Annotated in this window: 16 protein-coding genes and 2 pseudogenes; 8 read left to right on the forward strand and 10 right to left on the reverse strand. The window is 37.9% G+C overall.

Features of this window, described 5'->3' with window-relative positions; genetic code table 11:
- Positions 1 to 871: 871 nt before the first annotated feature.
- Entirely contained in the window at positions 872 to 1,018 is a 147-nt protein-coding gene (locus ACFILN_RS07320) for a hypothetical protein (protein ID WP_273790420.1), read from the forward strand.
- A gap of 210 nt (positions 1,019 to 1,228) precedes the next feature.
- Here the strand turns inward: ACFILN_RS07320 and ACFILN_RS07325 are convergent, their stop codons facing one another.
- The 3 genes from ACFILN_RS07325 to ACFILN_RS07335 form a co-directional block, all read right to left on the reverse strand.
- The gene (locus ACFILN_RS07325; RefSeq protein WP_273790419.1) at positions 1,229 to 1,678 is read right to left on the reverse strand and encodes a hypothetical protein; all 450 of its coding nucleotides are present in this window, start codon (positions 1,676 to 1,678) and stop codon (positions 1,229 to 1,231) included.
- 545 nt (positions 1,679 to 2,223) lie between these two features.
- Positions 2,224 to 2,790 carry a 16S rRNA (guanine(966)-N(2))-methyltransferase RsmD gene (rsmD, locus tag ACFILN_RS07330; protein WP_273790418.1) on the reverse strand — a complete coding sequence of 189 codons (567 nt, stop codon included), beginning with the start codon at positions 2,788 to 2,790 and terminating at the stop codon, positions 2,224 to 2,226.
- The gene (locus ACFILN_RS07335) at positions 2,771 to 4,165 is read right to left on the reverse strand and encodes a pseudouridine synthase (RefSeq protein ID WP_375671184.1); all 1,395 of its coding nucleotides are present in this window, start codon (positions 4,163 to 4,165) and stop codon (positions 2,771 to 2,773) included. The genes rsmD and ACFILN_RS07335 overlap by 20 nt, the downstream gene beginning before the upstream one ends.
- A 270-nt stretch (positions 4,166 to 4,435) precedes the next feature.
- On the opposite strand from ACFILN_RS07335, the gene ACFILN_RS07340 reads away from it, so the two are divergent.
- The gene (locus ACFILN_RS07340) at positions 4,436 to 4,882 is read left to right on the forward strand and encodes a nucleoside deaminase (RefSeq protein ID WP_273790416.1); all 447 of its coding nucleotides are present in this window, start codon (positions 4,436 to 4,438) and stop codon (positions 4,880 to 4,882) included.
- Between the two features lie 646 nt (positions 4,883 to 5,528).
- Here ACFILN_RS07340 and ACFILN_RS07345 read toward each other — a convergent pair.
- From ACFILN_RS07345 to ACFILN_RS07355, 3 genes are all read right to left on the reverse strand, one after another.
- Entirely contained in the window at positions 5,529 to 6,020 is a 492-nt protein-coding gene (locus ACFILN_RS07345) for a hypothetical protein (RefSeq protein ID WP_375671186.1), read from the reverse strand.
- Positions 6,021 to 6,197: 177 nt separating this feature from the next.
- Positions 6,198 to 9,113 (reverse strand): isoleucine--tRNA ligase, encoded by a 2,916-nt coding sequence (ileS, locus tag ACFILN_RS07350; protein WP_375671188.1) that lies wholly within the window; start codon positions 9,111 to 9,113, stop codon positions 6,198 to 6,200.
- A gap of 248 nt (positions 9,114 to 9,361) precedes the next feature.
- Positions 9,362 to 11,164, reverse strand: a complete 1,803-nt coding sequence (locus ACFILN_RS07355; protein WP_375671190.1) for a porin — start codon at positions 11,162 to 11,164, stop codon at positions 9,362 to 9,364.
- A 684-nt stretch (positions 11,165 to 11,848) separates the two neighbouring features.
- Here ACFILN_RS07355 and ACFILN_RS07360 point away from each other — a divergent pair.
- Both ACFILN_RS07360 and ACFILN_RS07365 read left to right on the forward strand, forming a co-directional pair.
- A pseudogene (locus tag ACFILN_RS07360) lies at positions 11,849 to 13,016 on the forward strand (tyrosine-type recombinase/integrase).
- A gap of 221 nt (positions 13,017 to 13,237) precedes the next feature.
- Positions 13,238 to 13,438 carry an AlpA family transcriptional regulator gene (locus tag ACFILN_RS07365; RefSeq protein WP_004860538.1) on the forward strand — a complete coding sequence of 67 codons (201 nt, stop codon included), beginning with the start codon at positions 13,238 to 13,240 and terminating at the stop codon, positions 13,436 to 13,438.
- A gap of 100 nt (positions 13,439 to 13,538) precedes the next feature.
- On the opposite strand, the gene ACFILN_RS07370 is transcribed toward ACFILN_RS07365, so the two are convergent.
- From ACFILN_RS07370 to ACFILN_RS07385, 4 genes are all read right to left on the reverse strand, one after another.
- A complete protein-coding gene (locus ACFILN_RS07370; RefSeq protein ID WP_375664118.1) occupies positions 13,539 to 13,943 on the reverse strand; it encodes a hypothetical protein in 405 nt (134 codons plus the stop codon).
- Between the two features lie 135 nt (positions 13,944 to 14,078).
- Positions 14,079 to 14,393, reverse strand: a complete 315-nt coding sequence (locus tag ACFILN_RS07375; RefSeq protein ID WP_375631025.1) for a hypothetical protein — start codon at positions 14,391 to 14,393, stop codon at positions 14,079 to 14,081.
- 270 nt (positions 14,394 to 14,663) lie between these two features.
- Positions 14,664 to 15,014 carry a hypothetical protein gene (locus ACFILN_RS07380; RefSeq protein WP_375671192.1) on the reverse strand — a complete coding sequence of 117 codons (351 nt, stop codon included), beginning with the start codon at positions 15,012 to 15,014 and terminating at the stop codon, positions 14,664 to 14,666.
- On the reverse strand, positions 14,956 to 15,315 hold the full coding sequence (locus tag ACFILN_RS07385) for a hypothetical protein (protein WP_375667868.1): 360 nt from the start codon (positions 15,313 to 15,315) through the stop codon (positions 14,956 to 14,958). Before ACFILN_RS07385 ends, ACFILN_RS07380 begins: the two co-directional genes overlap by 59 nt.
- A 161-nt stretch (positions 15,316 to 15,476) precedes the next feature.
- Between ACFILN_RS07385 and ACFILN_RS07390 the strand changes: the two genes are divergently transcribed.
- The 4 genes and pseudogenes from ACFILN_RS07390 to ACFILN_RS07405 all read left to right on the forward strand — a co-directional run.
- The gene (locus ACFILN_RS07390) at positions 15,477 to 15,716 is read left to right on the forward strand and encodes a DUF488 family protein (protein ID WP_375671194.1); all 240 of its coding nucleotides are present in this window, start codon (positions 15,477 to 15,479) and stop codon (positions 15,714 to 15,716) included.
- Positions 15,717 to 15,968: 252 nt separating this feature from the next.
- Positions 15,969 to 16,115: a hypothetical protein gene (locus tag ACFILN_RS07395; protein ID WP_375658099.1), complete on the forward strand. Its 147-nt coding sequence runs from the start codon at positions 15,969 to 15,971 to the stop codon at positions 16,113 to 16,115.
- The gene (locus ACFILN_RS07400) at positions 16,075 to 16,374 is read left to right on the forward strand and encodes a hypothetical protein (RefSeq protein ID WP_375637538.1); all 300 of its coding nucleotides are present in this window, start codon (positions 16,075 to 16,077) and stop codon (positions 16,372 to 16,374) included. Before ACFILN_RS07395 ends, ACFILN_RS07400 begins: the two co-directional genes overlap by 41 nt.
- Positions 16,326 to 17,118: pseudogene (locus tag ACFILN_RS07405) on the forward strand (phage integrase central domain-containing protein); the annotation flags it as partial. The gene ACFILN_RS07400 and the pseudogene ACFILN_RS07405, both read left to right, overlap by 49 nt.
- Positions 17,119 to 17,161 lie beyond the last annotated feature (43 nt).

The following is a 17,161-nucleotide window of genomic DNA, read 5'->3' on the forward strand; positions in this document are numbered from 1 at the left end:
AATCTTGTAAACAAAAAAATATAAACGGAATAAAAAAATTTTTCTTGCGTTATTGCTTCAACAAAATGAGCAGTCATTAGCTTCTTTATTCTCATAAGCGTGATATCACAAAGAACTCATTTTTTATATTTATCAGAAATAAGTTATAATCATAACATTCTCTCTCGTTTCTAATGCGTCTAATCAAGAGCATCTCATTTTTCATGCCTCATCCTTAACTGGTTATTTTGTTACTAAACAGATATAACTTAATAGACTCTTTTTCCTGAAACAAAAATCCCAAAATACTGGATAGATTTTGATTTAAGGACTACACTCCTTCCTCTTTTCCTTCCATTAAAAAATAAAGAAGCGTAATATTGTTATAAAACGATAATCAATAAAACTTTTATATAAAACTCAATGTTGTATCTATTGTTCAATTCAATCTACAATAAGCATATTCTTCCAATTAATTTGGGCAAGTTTATCGCTCATAATTGTTTAATAGATACAAAAATATTTGCAGAAACTGGGATATCTGTGCGCATTTTAAAAAATCGCTTTTTAAACATTTAAACCAAATACATACAACGATACGAGATTAATTTTTACGAAAATTAAGGGAGGTTTTATTTTATCATCTAGAGCCTTTTAGAACTGCACTCTCTAGAAAAGTAATCAAAGAAATTATCTGTTCTTATAATCTTTTAATCAAAAAAACACTTTGATTTATAATCATAATTGATCATTTTGTAATTTGCATAAAAGAATCAAATATCATTAAATTTTCTCCGTTTCGAACCTATTCATGTTGAATCAATCACAACTATTTGCGAGCATATCATCAGTAAGGGGCGTATGAATAAAAACTATTTAAGAAGGAGTCAAAATGTCTTTTATGAATGCTCTCAAATCAAAAACTATCGCAACATTAGAAACTGGCAAATATCATGACAATATCAACCTACAGATTCACAAGAGCAGAAATAAGCTTCTACAACTTTCTTTATTTTCAGTAAAAATGCGCGCCTTATAAGCTTTTATATATTGAATAAAATTCAATGGCTTTTATAAGATCTTTGGTGCAAAATTAATTTTCTCAGATGATTTGACACGATTTCAACGACTAACTAAAAAACAGATCATAGCTCATCGATTTGCTATATACTCATAACTGATTTCATTCTAACAAGGCTAAGATTTCTGCACCTTTTTTAAGGTATTAACTTCTTTATAAATGCCCCCCTTACGAGATGCTTTTGTTTTCAGTAAGAGCACGTCTGCTCATTTCAATCATTGCATCGCGAAGATGTAACTTAATTTTTGACCCAATAATCATTCCAAAGAAAGGAGAAAATAAACCAGACATGGTTACAGTATGACGAATTTTGTTATTTGAAGAACCCGATTTTGTTGAACAAATATATTCATGATCAAAACTCATACGTGTAAAAGGAAGTTTAGCATAATCAGAAAAACAAACATTTTTTATAACTTTATCAAGTGTAAAAGTTACTGTAGGTCCCTTTTTAGGTTTCATGCGTCCTATAGCACCTTCTTTGAAAGGACCAGAAAGTTCTACCCACTCAAGTTCACTATCCCAGCAAGGCCATGATGCCACATCTTCCCATATAGCCCAAATTTGCTCAGCACTTGCTTCTGTACTAATCTCTTCACTATATATCCAATTAAACACGATAATCTCCCCTTTTTTACAAATTACTTATCTTTAGTGATAAAGAATAATATAAAAAAGTATCCTTAAAGCTGCACAACGATAAGATAATTAATACTCTCAGATTTACTTAATATGTAATGATTAACTCAACAAGCGATATTACTAAACTAAACACACAAATATTCAGGATAAATGAACACTATTGTCTACCTTAAATAAAAAATATCTGTTTTAAGTTTAGACAATAGCAAAAATAGAAGTTACGCATCATATAAGATATCAATGCAGACTGCATAGCTTAAAGCTTTCAACTGCTGATGAAATGTGATGATTAAGGTATGGCAGAAAGAAATTAGATAAAAAAGATCATAACTATTATCGAGGAATATATATCCTATTGGAGAAAAAACATCCTTCTGTATTAAAGCTAATAAAAATTCATCAATTCCTTTAACATTAGAATCTTTTATTGATTTTCTGCTTAACCTTTTAAAAACCATATAAAATGAAGAAAACTGTGAAGAAGCATTTTTTCATCCTATCGGATAAAAACAAGAACTTTCTCAAGATGTAAGCGATCGTAATTTATAGAGACGTATTGCTGTCTCACCATAAAACCGCTCATCATCTAAATAAAAGACATCAGGTAAATGAATCATTGTATCTTTCTTTTCTTCAAGTATGAAGAGTGTATCAGCTTTTGCCCACCCCCCTCGCAAAGCTTCTACGAAAGCACGTTCACCTAAACAACGGCTATAAGGAGGATCAGCGCAGATAACATCAAATGGAAGCATTGTGCCAATATTGCCAAGTTTGGTCGCATCACGACGTAAAATCCGTCCTATCGACTGTAATTCAAAGGCTTCTATATTTTTTTGAAGCAACCCACGCCCCTCAACCGAGTTTTCAACAAAAACAGCCGCCTTTGCTCCACGTGAAAGTGCTTCGATGCCTAAAGCACCAGTACCAGCAAAAAGATCAAGAATGCGTTTATTGGTCCAAAATTGTTCTTCACGGCTAGAAAGAATATTAAAAAGGCTCTCACGTGTACGATCACTCGTTGGGCGAATCGACTGATTAACAGGCGAAAACAAAACACGCCCAGCAAATTTACCGCCTATGATCCGCACGTGGACCTCCAAATCGCTTCGAAGTTTTTGCACCGTCCCTATGTGGTTTAGATTTTTTCATAGCACCACCAAACGATTTTTTCTTTCTCTCAAAAGAATGTTCATCATGACCACCTTTTATCATGTTCTCTTTATCCTTTAAAAAGCGATCTTTCTTACCAAAGGGGTGCGTCTCATCATAAGATGTTTTGCCACGTTTTTGAACAAAACTTCCCCTCTTCTCTTTGTGTGACGGACTTTCTTTTAGTTTTTCCTTGCCTCGATGAAAGGATTTTTTACCATCCAAACCGCTCTTATGATCATGCGATTTCTCCTCACTATAGGAAGGCTTTCTACGTGCACTCTGGGGACGCGCACCAGGAGCCATCCAAACATTAGCACGGCGAGAACGCGGTAAAAAACGCTCTGCTTTTCCTTCTTCACTTTTCTCCTTCTTTATATTTTCATGAGACTTTGTACTTAATTGCGCGCGACTATGTTCAACAGAACCATCTCTTGGTCGGCGCCGTATCGCCCTTTCACTTGAGAAAACCCAACCATCATTTGCAACAGAAAGATTTTTCTGGCTTTGCTTTTCTGCAACAACTGCAGAATTTGAAAAGGGTTTCAGAATAGGAGCATCAAAATCTGCATTGGCTTGCATAATCAAACGCTCCCCCAACTGATCTCGTAACATCCGCCCTTTTAACTCTTGCACGGCTCCTTCTTCTAAATCAGAGAGATGAAATGGACCATAGGATACACGGATTAATCGATTAACTGATAATCCCAATGCCCCTAAAACATTCTTTATTTCACGATTTTTTCCTTCACGCAACGCAACAGAAAGCCATATATTCGACCCTTGTTCACGTTCAATTGATGCTTCAATCGAACCATAAAAAATACCATTAATCGCAATACCATTTTTAAGGTTATCCAGCGCACTCTGTTTTACTCTTCCATGAGCACGGACGCGATATTTGCGGACCCATCCTGTTACAGGAAGCTCTAATACACGCGCTAAGCCACCATCATTGGTTAAAAGCAAAAGCCCTTCCGTGTTAATGTCAAGCCTTCCAACAGAAAGAACACGCGGCATTCCTTTTGGTAAATTACTAAATACTGTAGGTCTGCCTTCAGGATCACGGTTCGTGGTGACAAGACCTGCTGGCTTATGGTAAAGCCATAAACGCGTTCGTTCTATAGGAGGTAAAGGTTTGCCATCAACTTTAATAACATCAGAGCGGCTAACATTAAAAGCAGGCGTTGTCACGACTTTACCATTCACAGAAATACGACCTGCAACAATCATCATTTCTGCATCTCGACGCGAAGCAATACCTGCACGCGCTAACCTTTTAGCAATTCGTTCACTCTCATTATTTTCATTCATTTGCGTTTCAAACCAATCTTTGCAAGTATGTTCAGAAAATTATTCACATGCACCATACCGCTTATCCTGAAAAATGAAGTAGCATAATCATTGATCATTTTCTATCCTTTAACGACAATAATGTATCTGCCGACTTGCAAGTTTGTTTTAAACTCTTAAAAAAAATAGAGGTATTCTTTTCATTATAAAAGCGTAATAAATTATTCATTCTATAGCATTCCTTATCGAGATAACCTTTAGATTTTCTATACCTTCAGTAGAAAGAATATTATGACTTTGACGCCCATGGAAATAGCCCTTTTAGAAGCACAAGAGGCTGCAAAAAAAGATGAAGTTCCCGTAGGTGCTGTCATTACACGTGGAAAAGCTATCATTGCACGCGCTGGTAACTTTATAAAATCTGCATATGACCCTACAGGACACGCAGAAATACGCGCAATCCGTATGGCTTGCGAAACATTGCAAAATGAAAGGCTTCCTGATTGCGATCTTTATGTAACACTTGAGCCTTGTGCTATGTGTGCTGCTGCCATTTCATTTGCACGCATACGTCGTCTCTATTACGCAACAAATGATCCCAAAGGGGGTGCTATAGAAAATGGTCCACGTTTTTATCAGCAACCAACCTGTCATCACAAACCTGAGATTTATTCTGGTTTTAAAGAAAAAGAAGCTGCTCAATTACTTAAAGATTTTTTTGTACAAAAGCGATACTAAAAACAATTCTTCTTCCATAACTTTCACTCTTAAAAAACTATCCTACTTCTCAAAAAGACTATTAATTCTTCTGACATATATAGTAAAAGCTATTTCGAAGCATTTTTCTCTCTTTTAATCCTGCATATTGCTTCTATTAGATGATACATTCATTCATAAGAATAATTCATTATTTTATATAATAAAATATAAAGTCCAACATATCGTAGATATACTCTCATTTCAAATTACATTGAAGCAATAAAAATCACTTTCTTGCATATCATAAGCGGGATTATCGTCTAGATAAAGAACGTTTTAGAAAAGATTAAAAATGTCTCTTATGAAGGCTCTCAAATGCAAGAATTGTCGCAATATTAGAATCTGGAAAATAAAATGATGGTATCAGATTTCTCCTTCCTAAGCATAAAGCTGCTGGAGCACAATAGATTTTACGTTATACTATCCACATGAGCGATGTTGTAAAATGAGCTTGAGAAATTTTTCGTGTTAGAAAACGCATAAGGACTCTCTCGATGCTGTTGTCATATTGCTATTTCATGAGAATAACACACCTCCTACAGCAGCATTATAACTGTGCGTGAATGAGAGCTTAGTATCATAAGTAATTGGAAAAATACTTTACTTTAAATATTTTGTCTTTCCCTTATCGACCAATAGGTGCGGTTTTTGCCGGTTGGCGATAACTTAAAGGTGGTTCAGTGAGATAGCGACGGTATTTTGAACTTCCAACTTGTGCTCTCTGACGACGTAAATATTCCTGTCGTTGCTTCGCATTCAACTGTAAAGGGTTTTCTGAACCAGCGCCATTAACTGACGATCCTTTATGAGGAAAAGGAGTATTTCCTTGATGCTTCTTCGATGCTGCCATTTCATTGACAGATCTATCTTGTTGTGGTACCGGCAAAAATCTGCGTGAACTAGGGCTTGGTATTACAAGTTTTGGATGAGGTTTCATAACAATCTGGCTGCTATTATTTGTTGGTGTTAATGAAGTAATATTAGCAACATCTTCAAAAAACTGTATCGAAACCGGTTTATTAGTACCATAGGTAGGAGCGGATAAATTGCATCCCGTTAGAACAAAGCACATCCCTAAAATTCCTATTGGAAATATTTTTATTTCACGTTTTCTCACTGCCTATTCCATTTCCTAAGTATATGGCTGATTAATATTCCCGTTATTTATGAGAGAACGGTCCATACACAAATTTCCCCCCTGCAGAAAAAACAACGGAATTTACTTTGTACCACAAAAAACTATATTCATCAATATGAGAAATATACTTGTACTCCTTTCCCTTGATTTAAAATTTTAAATCTTACCAAGAATCTGTAGTTCCCGCAAAGCAGCTGCATCACGAGCAGATACATCCGGATAAGCTGGATCACTCCCAACATCTTGTGTATAACGCCATGATCGAGCACATTTTTTTCCTAATGCCTTCTCTGGATATACACCAACACCTTCAACATCATTCAAAGTAAAAGCATCGGAAGGTATCGTGTCCTGCCTAATTGTGAGTGCACTGGTAATACAGATCTCCGCCATATCCACATTTTCTAATGCCTCTCGTAAAACCAGATTGGAAATAAAAACAATAGGCGCAGCTTCCAAAGAGGATCCAATACGCTTATTAGCACGTTCAAGCTCTAAAGCACCTGTCACAACTTTACGGACCTGCCGAATTTTTTTCCAACGCTCAGCCAAAGATTGGTTTTGCCATTCTTCTGGTACAGAGCGAAATTGTTCCAAATGCACCGATTGGCTTTCTGGATAACGCTCTAACCAAGCTTCCTCCATAGTAAAAGGCAACATTGGAGAAAGCCATGTTACCATACGCTCAAAAATCTCACGGACAACCTGCAAGGAGGCCTTGCGTTTTTTTGATGAAGGCGCATCACAATAAAGAGAATCCTTGCGGATATCAAAATAAAATGCCGATAACTCAATGATTGAAAAATCCAATAATGCACGCATAATCTTTTTAAAATCAAATTCGTCGTAAGCGCGATTAATCAACTGATCAAGTTCAAAAAGCCTATGCAATATAAATTTTTCAAGATCCGGCAGTGCACCATAAGATATTTCTTCCCCATCATCATGTGCTAAAGTTCCTAGCATCCAACGAATTGCATTGCGTAGTTTACGATATGAATCCACATTTGTTTGAAGAATTTTTTTGCCTAAACGCTGATCTTCCCAATAATCGGTTGTCATAACCCAGAGACGAAAAATATCAGCTCCAGATGTTTTAATGATCTCTTGCGGAACAACCGTATTGCCTAAAGATTTAGACATTTTCTTACCATTCTCATCCAAAGTAAAACCGTGTGTGATCACGGCTTTATAGGGAGAACAAGCACGCGTACCACAGCTTTCCAAAAGAGAAGATTGGAACCATCCGCGATGTTGATCTGAACCTTCAAAATAAACATCAGCAGGCCATTTCAAATCAGCCCGATCTTCTAACACAAAGCTATGGCTTGCTCCAGAATCAAACCAAACATCCAAAATATCATAAACCTGTACCCAAGGCTCATGTGCACGCTCACCTAAAAAACGTTCACGTGCTCCTTCAGCAAACCATGCATCTGCCCCTTCTGCTTCAAAAGCCCGTAAAATACGCTCGTTCACACCTTCATCTTTTAGAATAACACCATCCTCATTCGCAAAAATACAAATAGGAACCCCCCAAGAACGCTGACGAGAAAGAACCCAATCAGGACGATCCTCTATCATAGAAGCTAGGCGGTTTTGTCCAGAAGATGGCACAAAACGCGTTTTTGAAACAGCTTCCAAAGCCCGACTACGTAAAGTTGAACCATCCCCAAAATCTTTATCCATTGAAATAAACCATTGTGGTGTATTGCGAAAAATAACGGGTTTTTTTGAACGCCAACTATGGGGATAGGAATGCTTTAAACGCCCCCGTGCAAACAATCGATCTGCTTTAATTAAAGCGTTAATGACCTCTTTATTGGCGTCACCCATTTTTCCATTATCATCAATAACACGTGCAGGTCCTCCTTCACGATCTGGTCCTAAACCTGGAACATCTTTCGTATAGAACCCTGCATCATCAACAGGAAACGGTATAGATGAATCAATCCCCGCTTGCTCCAGTAAGGACTTATAATCATTCCAAATTTCAAAGTCCTCACGTCCATGGCTTGGTGCTGTATGGACAAAACCTGTACCAGCACTCTCTGTTACGTGCGAACCATCAAGCAATGGAATTTTAAAGTTATACCCCCCAGCCAAACCTTTGAGTGGATGAGAAAGAACAAGAGCTTTCAATTCCTCAGCAGAAATAACACGCAAACGCTTCAAAACAAGTTTGGCTTTTTCTCCACAACTCATCGCTAAAGCGTCTGCAAAAAGAAGCTTTTCTCCCACTTGAGGACCAAAATCATTTTCAGCACTTTCAACTTCGTAAATACTATAAGAAATTTGCGAAGAATAACTCACTGCACGATTGCTTGGAATTGTCCACGGTGTTGTTGTCCAAATGACGACATGAGCACCATATAAATCATCAGAATTTGCTTCAAAAACAGGAAACTTAACCCAAAGCACCTCTGATTCATGATCATGATATTCAATCTCAGCCTCTGCCAAGGCCGTACGCTCCACAACAGACCACATCACTGGCTTGGAACCACGATAAATCTGATCTGACATAGCAAATTTTATCAATTCACTGGCAATGCGCGCTTCTGCATGAAAAGCCATTGTAGTATAGGGCGTGTTAAAATCTCCCACAACACCAAGGCGTTTAAATTCTTCACTTTGAACGGTCACCCAATGCTGTGCAAATTCACGGCATTCTTGACGAAACTCGTTAAGAGGCACCTCATCCTTATTTTTTCCTTGTGCTCGATATTTTTCTTCAATTTTCCATTCAATTGGAAGCCCATGGCAATCCCAACCAGGAACATAATTTGCATTAAAACCGCGCATTTGGAATGACCGGACAACCACATCCTTTAGAACTTTGTTTAAAGCATGCCCGATATGAATATGACCATTTGCATAAGGTGGACCATCATGAAGAATATAAAATGGACGATCTTTTGCTTGTTGGCGCAATTGCGCATAAAGCCCCATATCTTCCCAACGCGCCATCAATTCAAGCTCTTTTTGCGGAAGCCCTGCACGCATAGGAAAATTTGTCTGTGGGAGATAAAGAGTTTTTGAATAATCTATTGTTTCATTTTTCACAGCCATTGTGAAATATCCCTGTCCACTTTTACGATTTCATTTTTGCATAACTTCCCTGAACCCTGCAACTCTGGTTTTTATCTATAGGGAAAGCCGAGCTTATCATTCGTATTAAGCAGCGATCAGGAAAATATATCATCACACTCTATGGGCTTTATCATGAAATTCACAAGAAAAGAAACCAAAAAGTGATCTTTTAAAAAATAAAGGCTCCACTGACAGTGGAGCCTCTTAGAAATTTACTCTTTAAAAAATTAGAATTTATAAGCTACACCAACACGGAAATCATTGGTTTTGTAGTTAACTTCAAGTTTTTCCTTTGCAAATTTCTTTTTACCAAAATCAGAGTAACGATATTCTGCACGTACAATCACATTATCCAGAAGCGAGAAATCAACGCCACCACCAAGTGTGTAACCAATCATGGTTTTTGTTTCATCAGCTAAGTTCTTAGAAGAAACGACTCTTCCATCCTCATCCTTAACGGATATTGATACAGTGTCTTGGAATTGCCCATAAGCAATACCACCAGCAAGATAAGGCATAAAGCGATCAGCAGCAAAACCAATACGTACCCGTGTAGCACCACCCCAATTTTGTTTGAAAGTATGACTTAACGTTTCAACTTCATACTCTTGATCAAGACCAAGTTCAGAAGCCATCTTTTTTATTTGTTCTATACCATACACACTGGAATCGTTTTTATCCACCACTTGTGTACTTTGTGCACCGTGTCCAGCCATATTCCGTCCACCATGAGAACTAGAAGCATGTGGATTAGCACCATGCGCATGAGCACCAGAGCCATGCCCACCTGCATGAGATGCACCACGCGAATTAGCATTTCCGCTACCATGGAAAGAGCTATGATGACCTCCCCGTTGGGCTACGCTTGTTCCATTAGAAGCGTTTGTCTCTGAACCAGAGGATGATCCTGATCTCGCGAGTAAAAGTGTCCCCCCGCTCGGTACTGTTCTTTCTACTGCTGATGGTTGTGATCCAGATTGTACCGGTGTAGGTGCTTTTACTGCTGGCTGACTTGCTTCTGTTCCTGTTGATGGGGTAGAGAATGTTAGTTTTGTTACAACTGGTTTTGCAGGTACCGCCACCGCTGACTGTACTGCTGGTGTGGCTGAGATGGATTGTACTTGTGAAGATCCCGCTAATATAGATGTTGTTTCTGCAGATTTTGCAGGCGCATCTGCTCTTTTTGTCTCAACTCTTGATGATTGGTTTTCTGTATCTGATCTTCCTAACGAAAGCTCTGACTGGACCAGTGTTCTTGTCTCTGTGCTGGAGGAGGATTGTTTAGATGTAGAAATTGTTGCTGTTTCTGCGCCTGTTTGTGGTTTTGTCACTGGCTTAGAGGACCCTCGTTGTCCAGCTGACGATGCTGATGTTGGATTTGAAACTCCTAATGTTTTTCCTTCCACTTTCACTGTTTCTTTTACTTTTGTAGAATTAGGATTGCCAGTTGTTGCTGTTTTCCCTGATTGGCTTACGCCTGGATTTGGTTGTTGATTTAAATTTGCCTGCGTAGATTGCGCTTGGACAGTTGATTGTATTGGTGTATTTGACGTTAGGGTTCCTGCTACTGGTGACACTGGTGTTCCTGTTGTGGTTACACCTTCTGCGGATCTGCGAGATCTTACGACTGCATTTTCTACTGTAGTGTTATCAGCTGCACCTATGGTAATGGTCTTTGTGTGCTTTTTTCCAGATATCATTAAATCCGTATCGATGCCAAAAATAAAGTTGTCACCCAGATCAATATTAGAACCTGCATAAAAACCACCTGCAAAACCTGAAAGTTTAGGAGAGAACTCTTTATCCAGTGCTAAACTCTTTTCTTGACCAACAAGAGCCATATCAGCTTTGCTCGAAAAACCACCCGCTTGAACACCTAAATAAAGACCTGTCCATGAAAAAGTAGGCGCGATAATGGTAGAAGAAGTCGATGATGCTGGCTGATGAGGAATTATAACATCGGCAGCCAGTGCTGTAGACGCTGAAATTAAAGAAAAAATAGACGCTGTTATTAAACGTTTTGTATTCATAAAATCTCTCCAAATATCCAAAATGAAATGTATATAGAGCATCTTTTTTGAAAGATCTGTAGCAAAAATGACACACTCACAAAAAAATAAAGAATTTTTGAAAATAAGGCTTCTTAAACTTTTAATTTTGCATTCAATGAGCATTTGTAAACTAAATCACACTAAAATTATGTGTATTAAAGTTGGATTCATTTTCATTAAAGTTTCGCATAACTGTTAATGATAATATTCTTTATAAATTTCTTTTTATCAAAATCTAAATAACAGTATTCTGCATACAATAAACTATTATCTGTTATTGCAAAATCAATGCCAGCGCAAACAGTGAAATCAAATATTGCCTTTTTTAAAACCAAGCGCCATCATCAAAGTCTCATCTATTTACCAGCATGATCTACTTTTAGTACTTTAGCAATAGTATTTTGTATCTAAAATTCAGAAAAACAAAGGACTTATTCAAACACTCGCAAAAAAACTTTTAGATTCTTTGCATAAACATCTTCATCCTGCTACATCACATTGATTTATAAGGATAACTTTTTGTTTTCATATTGAATGAAAAAACTAATACTGTAGGATTCTCTCATTTTAAATCTGTTTATCTTGAATCAATCAAAACCGCTTGCTTGCACATCACAAGCGGGGCTGGCGTATGGGTAAAAACTATAGAAGAAAGGACTAAAAATGGCTCTTATGAACCGTCTTAATGCAAGGACTGTCGCAACACCCACGAGCTGGTAAATATAATGATGGTGCCGGCTTGTTACTTCATAAGCGTAAAGATGGAGGTGCTCAATGGATTTACCGTTGTACCATTCATGGTCGGCGTCGTGAAATGGGCTTGGGAGCGTTGCGAGATGTTTCTTTAAAACAAGCTCGTGAATTGGCAACTGGGTGGCGTTCTGTTCTTCGTGAAGGGCGTGCCCCTATTAAAGAACGTGAAAAACAAAAGCGTGAGGCAATAAGTAATCTCCATTATTTAAAAGATATCGCGTTGGATGCTTTTGAAAGTCGTAAAGCTGAATTAAAAAATGATGGTAAAGATGAGGATTGGTTTTTACCATTACGCCTTCATATTCTCCCTAAACTAGGCTGTCTTCCCGTTTCTGAGATTACACAAACAGAGATACGCAATGTTCTTGCCCCTATTTGGCATACAAAAGCTGGAACTGCTCGAACAGCACTGATGCGTCTTAATCTTTGTCTCAAACATGCGGCTGCATTAGGGTTAGATGTTGATTTACAAGCAGTAGAAAAAGCAAAAGCTCTCTTAGGCAAACAACGTCATAAAAAACAAAGCTTACCAGCCATGGATTGGAGAGATGTGCCGGCTTTTTATAAAACACTCTGTGAAGCATCAACCATAACACAACTGGCTTTGCGTTTGCTTATTCTGACAGGCGTTCGTAGCAATCCTTTGCGTCATATTCGTGAAGATCAGATTGAAGATGATATCTGGACAATCCCTGCTGAGAATATGAAAGGCAAGCGTGATGCCACAACAGAGTTTCGCGTGCCCCTATCATCTGAAGCATTAAAAGTAATTGAACAAGCCCGCTGTATCTCTAAAAGTGATTTCATCTTTTCACTTACCGGTCGTGGTCCTCTTTCACATACGATGATGGCGGCGTATATGAGAAAAAATAAAATTGAAACTTGTCCCCATGGTTTTCGCTCTAGTTTACGCGATTGGCTAGCAGAAACAACCAATGCCCCTTATGAGGTCGCTGAAACCATTCTAAGTCATACAGTAGGAGGGCAAGTAGAGCGTGCCTATCGTCGTACTGATTATCTAGAACAGCGCCGTGTTTATATGGATAAATGGGCGGCTTATGTCACCGGTCAATCTTAAGATATGGGGTGAATAACCCCATTATCTGTGGATAACTTTAACTCTCTTGTCTCTCATTCTTTCTCAATAAGAGTCATAATTTATCACATCAATTATCACATCAGAAAAAATATGATAAAATATTGTTTTCTATAAATAAAATACCTTCAAAAATGAACAAAAATATGGTTAATAAATGCTTATGATTTGTTACCATTTTTTGATAGTGAAAGGAAATTATTATGACAGAAAATGATATTCTTTTAACAGACCGTGAAAGTGCAAAATTGCTTCATATGAGTGTTTCAACATTCCGCCGTCATGTAACCAATGGCTCTCTCCCAAAACCTTTAAAATTTGGTTTTTTATCGCGTTGGTTACAATCAGATCTTATCAATGTCATCGAGCAAGCAAAGCAGCAACGTTATAACGACGCGGCATAAAAAAAACCTTGTCACGTAAGGACGGACAAGGCTTTCTCAAGCTCATCAACCTAGAGCTTTATTTGGTGTAAATTCAAGGCTTTCTCTGCTGAAGCACGACTTAAGGTTTGCATTCAAGTTGTTCTGAATGCTTTTTACAATAAGGGCTATTTAAGCGCTTCTTGACACTTCGCTGTGGTATGACAGTGCCTGGACGACAAATGGGAAGGTTTTCGTCTCTAAAAGTATAACACCATCCTCCCTCATGTTCATTTTCATAATGGAAACCTGATTGAACCATACACGCATGAATTGTTGCCCATGCATTGTTACTTAGCTTTCTGCTTTCTGGATCGGTATAATAAGGTGTTGGCATTCCACATTCTAACAAGGCTTTTCCTACCTCTGTAAAATCTGCTCCTAGTTTCTTCCACGCTGTCACCTCTCCTAGAGGAGGTTTGTTAAATTGACATCCGGCTATACTGAACAAAGTTACAGCGCTTAATAATTTTAGAGTTTGTTTCATTTGTTCCTCCTTAAAAGGACTTGTACTCGATTGGATGAGCCGTAAATATACCGACATGCTTGGCCCGCATCTCCAAGACAGGTATGGGAACTTATGGGATTTGTAGCCACTCTCAATCATTCTTTCCAAACGTTACTACCAGCAGGTATTGTCTCGTAGGTATACACCAATAATTCTGCTTACAAAGTCATATCTATTCCCATCAAAGCCAATAGTAGTTTGTTTGCCATCACTCACATAACCTAACAGACCAGATGCAACTAAAACATTAAAGGCTGGTCTATAGAAATTGATATTCGTGTTGTCGGCTATCCCGTGCATACCTTCTTGTTTGAAAGAATTCAGCATATTAAAGCCTGTCAAACTGCCACAACTATGGGCATCAATATGCAATCCTGTATTGCCATAAAGATACATTGTATCCTGAAATTTCTTGGTTGAATTGGTCAATCAAAAAAAGTTTACTTTCCAGAAGCTTCTGAAAAATCGCTATCCCTATTTCCACTTCCCAGTCTTTAGCTTGTGGGAAGTATGTAAAATAAAGGGGACCATGATCATTGTCAGCAAATTGGACAGCATAACACGCTGCATCATCGGATGTGTTAAAAATGCCATTTTAGAACATACGCCTGTTGCCATCAGAACCAACTTGTAAATGCTTGCTGCTCATCTTCAGCTTTTAAAAAGTGATACAGAGTAATATATTCTCCATCACTGTCTTTATATAGGTTCTCCATTTTCATCAGTTAAATAGAGGACATTGCCATTTTCATCATGCTCAACCTCACCTACTGGATGCTCTTTGACATTTGTCATTTCACGCACTTTGTCCCAGTATCCAAGACCTTCATGCGATAAATCATTGATCATGTCTAAGCGATTATGAACGATGCCCTCAAGCAATATGGCATCTATCGGTGCGACAGCCCTGGTGGACTGCTGCGGTGTTGTGGTTGAGAGAGAGCCAATGATTTGTCCAGCATCTTGCCCCATCGCCCTCTGTCCAGTTGTATCAGTGAGGATGATGGTGCACCGCTGATAGCGGATTTGTATATCCTTCCGCTCCATCACGGGCTTTGCCGTGACTTAAAGCATTTTTGGCAATGTTTTTTATCGTGTCATTCCCAGAAATGCTAAACCCTTGGCTGCTAGCTTGAGCATGTGCACTGTTGGTTATATCACTGGTGCTTATGCTTCCTGTGATCAAGTTGTTTTTGTCTGCCGGTGCGCTGCTGACAATGATACCTCCCGTTAGGGTCGTTTTGTCTTTAACAATGATATTAAAGCCGCCATCACCGGTTTTGATGCCTGATTGCTCCACAACACTATGATAATCGCTAGAGGATTTATCCTTTTGGAAAGAGGCGCTCATAGAGCCCCCACCCATTTACTAAGGAAATTAAATGTGTGTAACACCAAACATATCATCATACAGCCTGCTAAAGATGAGAGCTTTATTTTTTTACCATTGGCTATGAAAGAAAATCCTCTGAAGACTATCTCAATCAACTGATCAAAAATAATATTAAACTTTTGTGTGATGTTCGTAAAAATTCAATAAGTAGAAACCGCGGATTTTCGAAAAGACAATTAGAGAAAGCTATAAGCAATATTGATATTGAATATATGCATATGCCTGAACTTGGAATTGCTTCTGAAAAACGAAGAAATTTGAAAACACAAAAAGATTATGACCGCCTTTTTGAAGATTATCAAAATACAACTCTCAAGAATAATTCTTGTGCAATAAACAAATTATATCAAATTTTTTAAAAAAAAAGCGTGTTGCAATCACCTGTTTTGAAGCCAATGTATGCATGTGTCATAGAGGACAACTCGCATTAGCTCTCACTCAATTGTCTGATTGGAAATATGAAATTAAGCACATTTTAAAAAATAAACTTACAAACTTTTTACATATGGGGGGCATTTACAACCTCTAGCCCTCTCCCCATTCCTAACAACTTTTAAACAATGCATGATTCACGCTACGGGTGGATTGTACGCAAATCAAGGAAATAAACCATGGAAAATAAATATGAACTGACTGATGAAATAACTGAGGTTGATGGAAAAACTCTTCACCGAATTCGTGCTTTAAGGGATTTTGATGCTGTTAAAGCAGGTGATCTTGGCGGGCTTTATACAAAAAAAAGACAACCTAAGTCATGATGGTAATTGCTGGGTAGGTGATGATGCAAAAGTCTATGGTTATGCCAAGGTTTTTGGTGATGCTTATATTGATAACATTTCTGATATTTATGAAAACGCATGTGTTTTTGCCAATGCACAAGTTTCCGGTGCTACATTTATTAGTGGAAAAGCTAAAATTTATAGAAATGCTAAAATTTATGACAGTCCTTTGATTTCCATCAGAGCAAATATACACTGGCTATTAAATAAGTGCAAAATGGCATCTCCAAGAAAATAACCAGACTTACAAAAGGCTCTTTCAATTGGTTATTGCATCAGTATTTACAAAGCATGCAATGGCATAATCAATCAGAATCTACTCAAAAAGTTAAATATCGAATTCTGAATAATGTTTCTAAACATATTGCTGATCGTGCATATAAAAGTATAGAAAGACACCATATCCTTGACGCCGTAGACAGAAGGCGACATACTCTCGCAGCAGCAAAACATTTTTTGACCTCTTTAAACGGTCTCTTTAATTGGGCGGTTGATAATGCCCTTTTAAATAAAAATCCTGCCTTTAATATAAAAGCACCAAAATCTCTTAACAACGAGGGATTACTGCCTTGGCTAGAATAGGACATAGACAAATATTATCACCGTTGGTCACATGGTACACATGAACGCGTCTGGATTAACCTTCTTCTTTATACGGGCTTGTTTTACCAGAACTAGAGGCAACCCTTAAAATTGGTCCCATAGGTGATGAAACATTCATTTGTGGTAAAGGTGGAAATAAGCTTATCAAAGAAAGTTTTGGCAACCTCTTTCGTGAAGCATGTAATGCGGCGGGTATTAAAAAATCAGCGCACGGATTGCAAAAATTAGCAGCAAAACATACTGCCAATGCTGGTGCTACGGTTTCACAAATGAAAGCGCTTTTAGGTTGAACCGAAGATAAAATGGCATCCCTTTATACAAAGAGTGCAGACCGTAAAAACTTTCCCTTGAAGCAATCAAAAAGCTCCAAAAAAGTTAGCCTCACAAAGCACCGCTTAACAAACTAAATTGCTATCAAAATT

The sequence above is a fragment of the Bartonella sp. CL434QHHD genome (genome assembly GCF_042195145.1).
Classification (GTDB): domain Bacteria; phylum Pseudomonadota; class Alphaproteobacteria; order Rhizobiales; family Rhizobiaceae; genus Bartonella.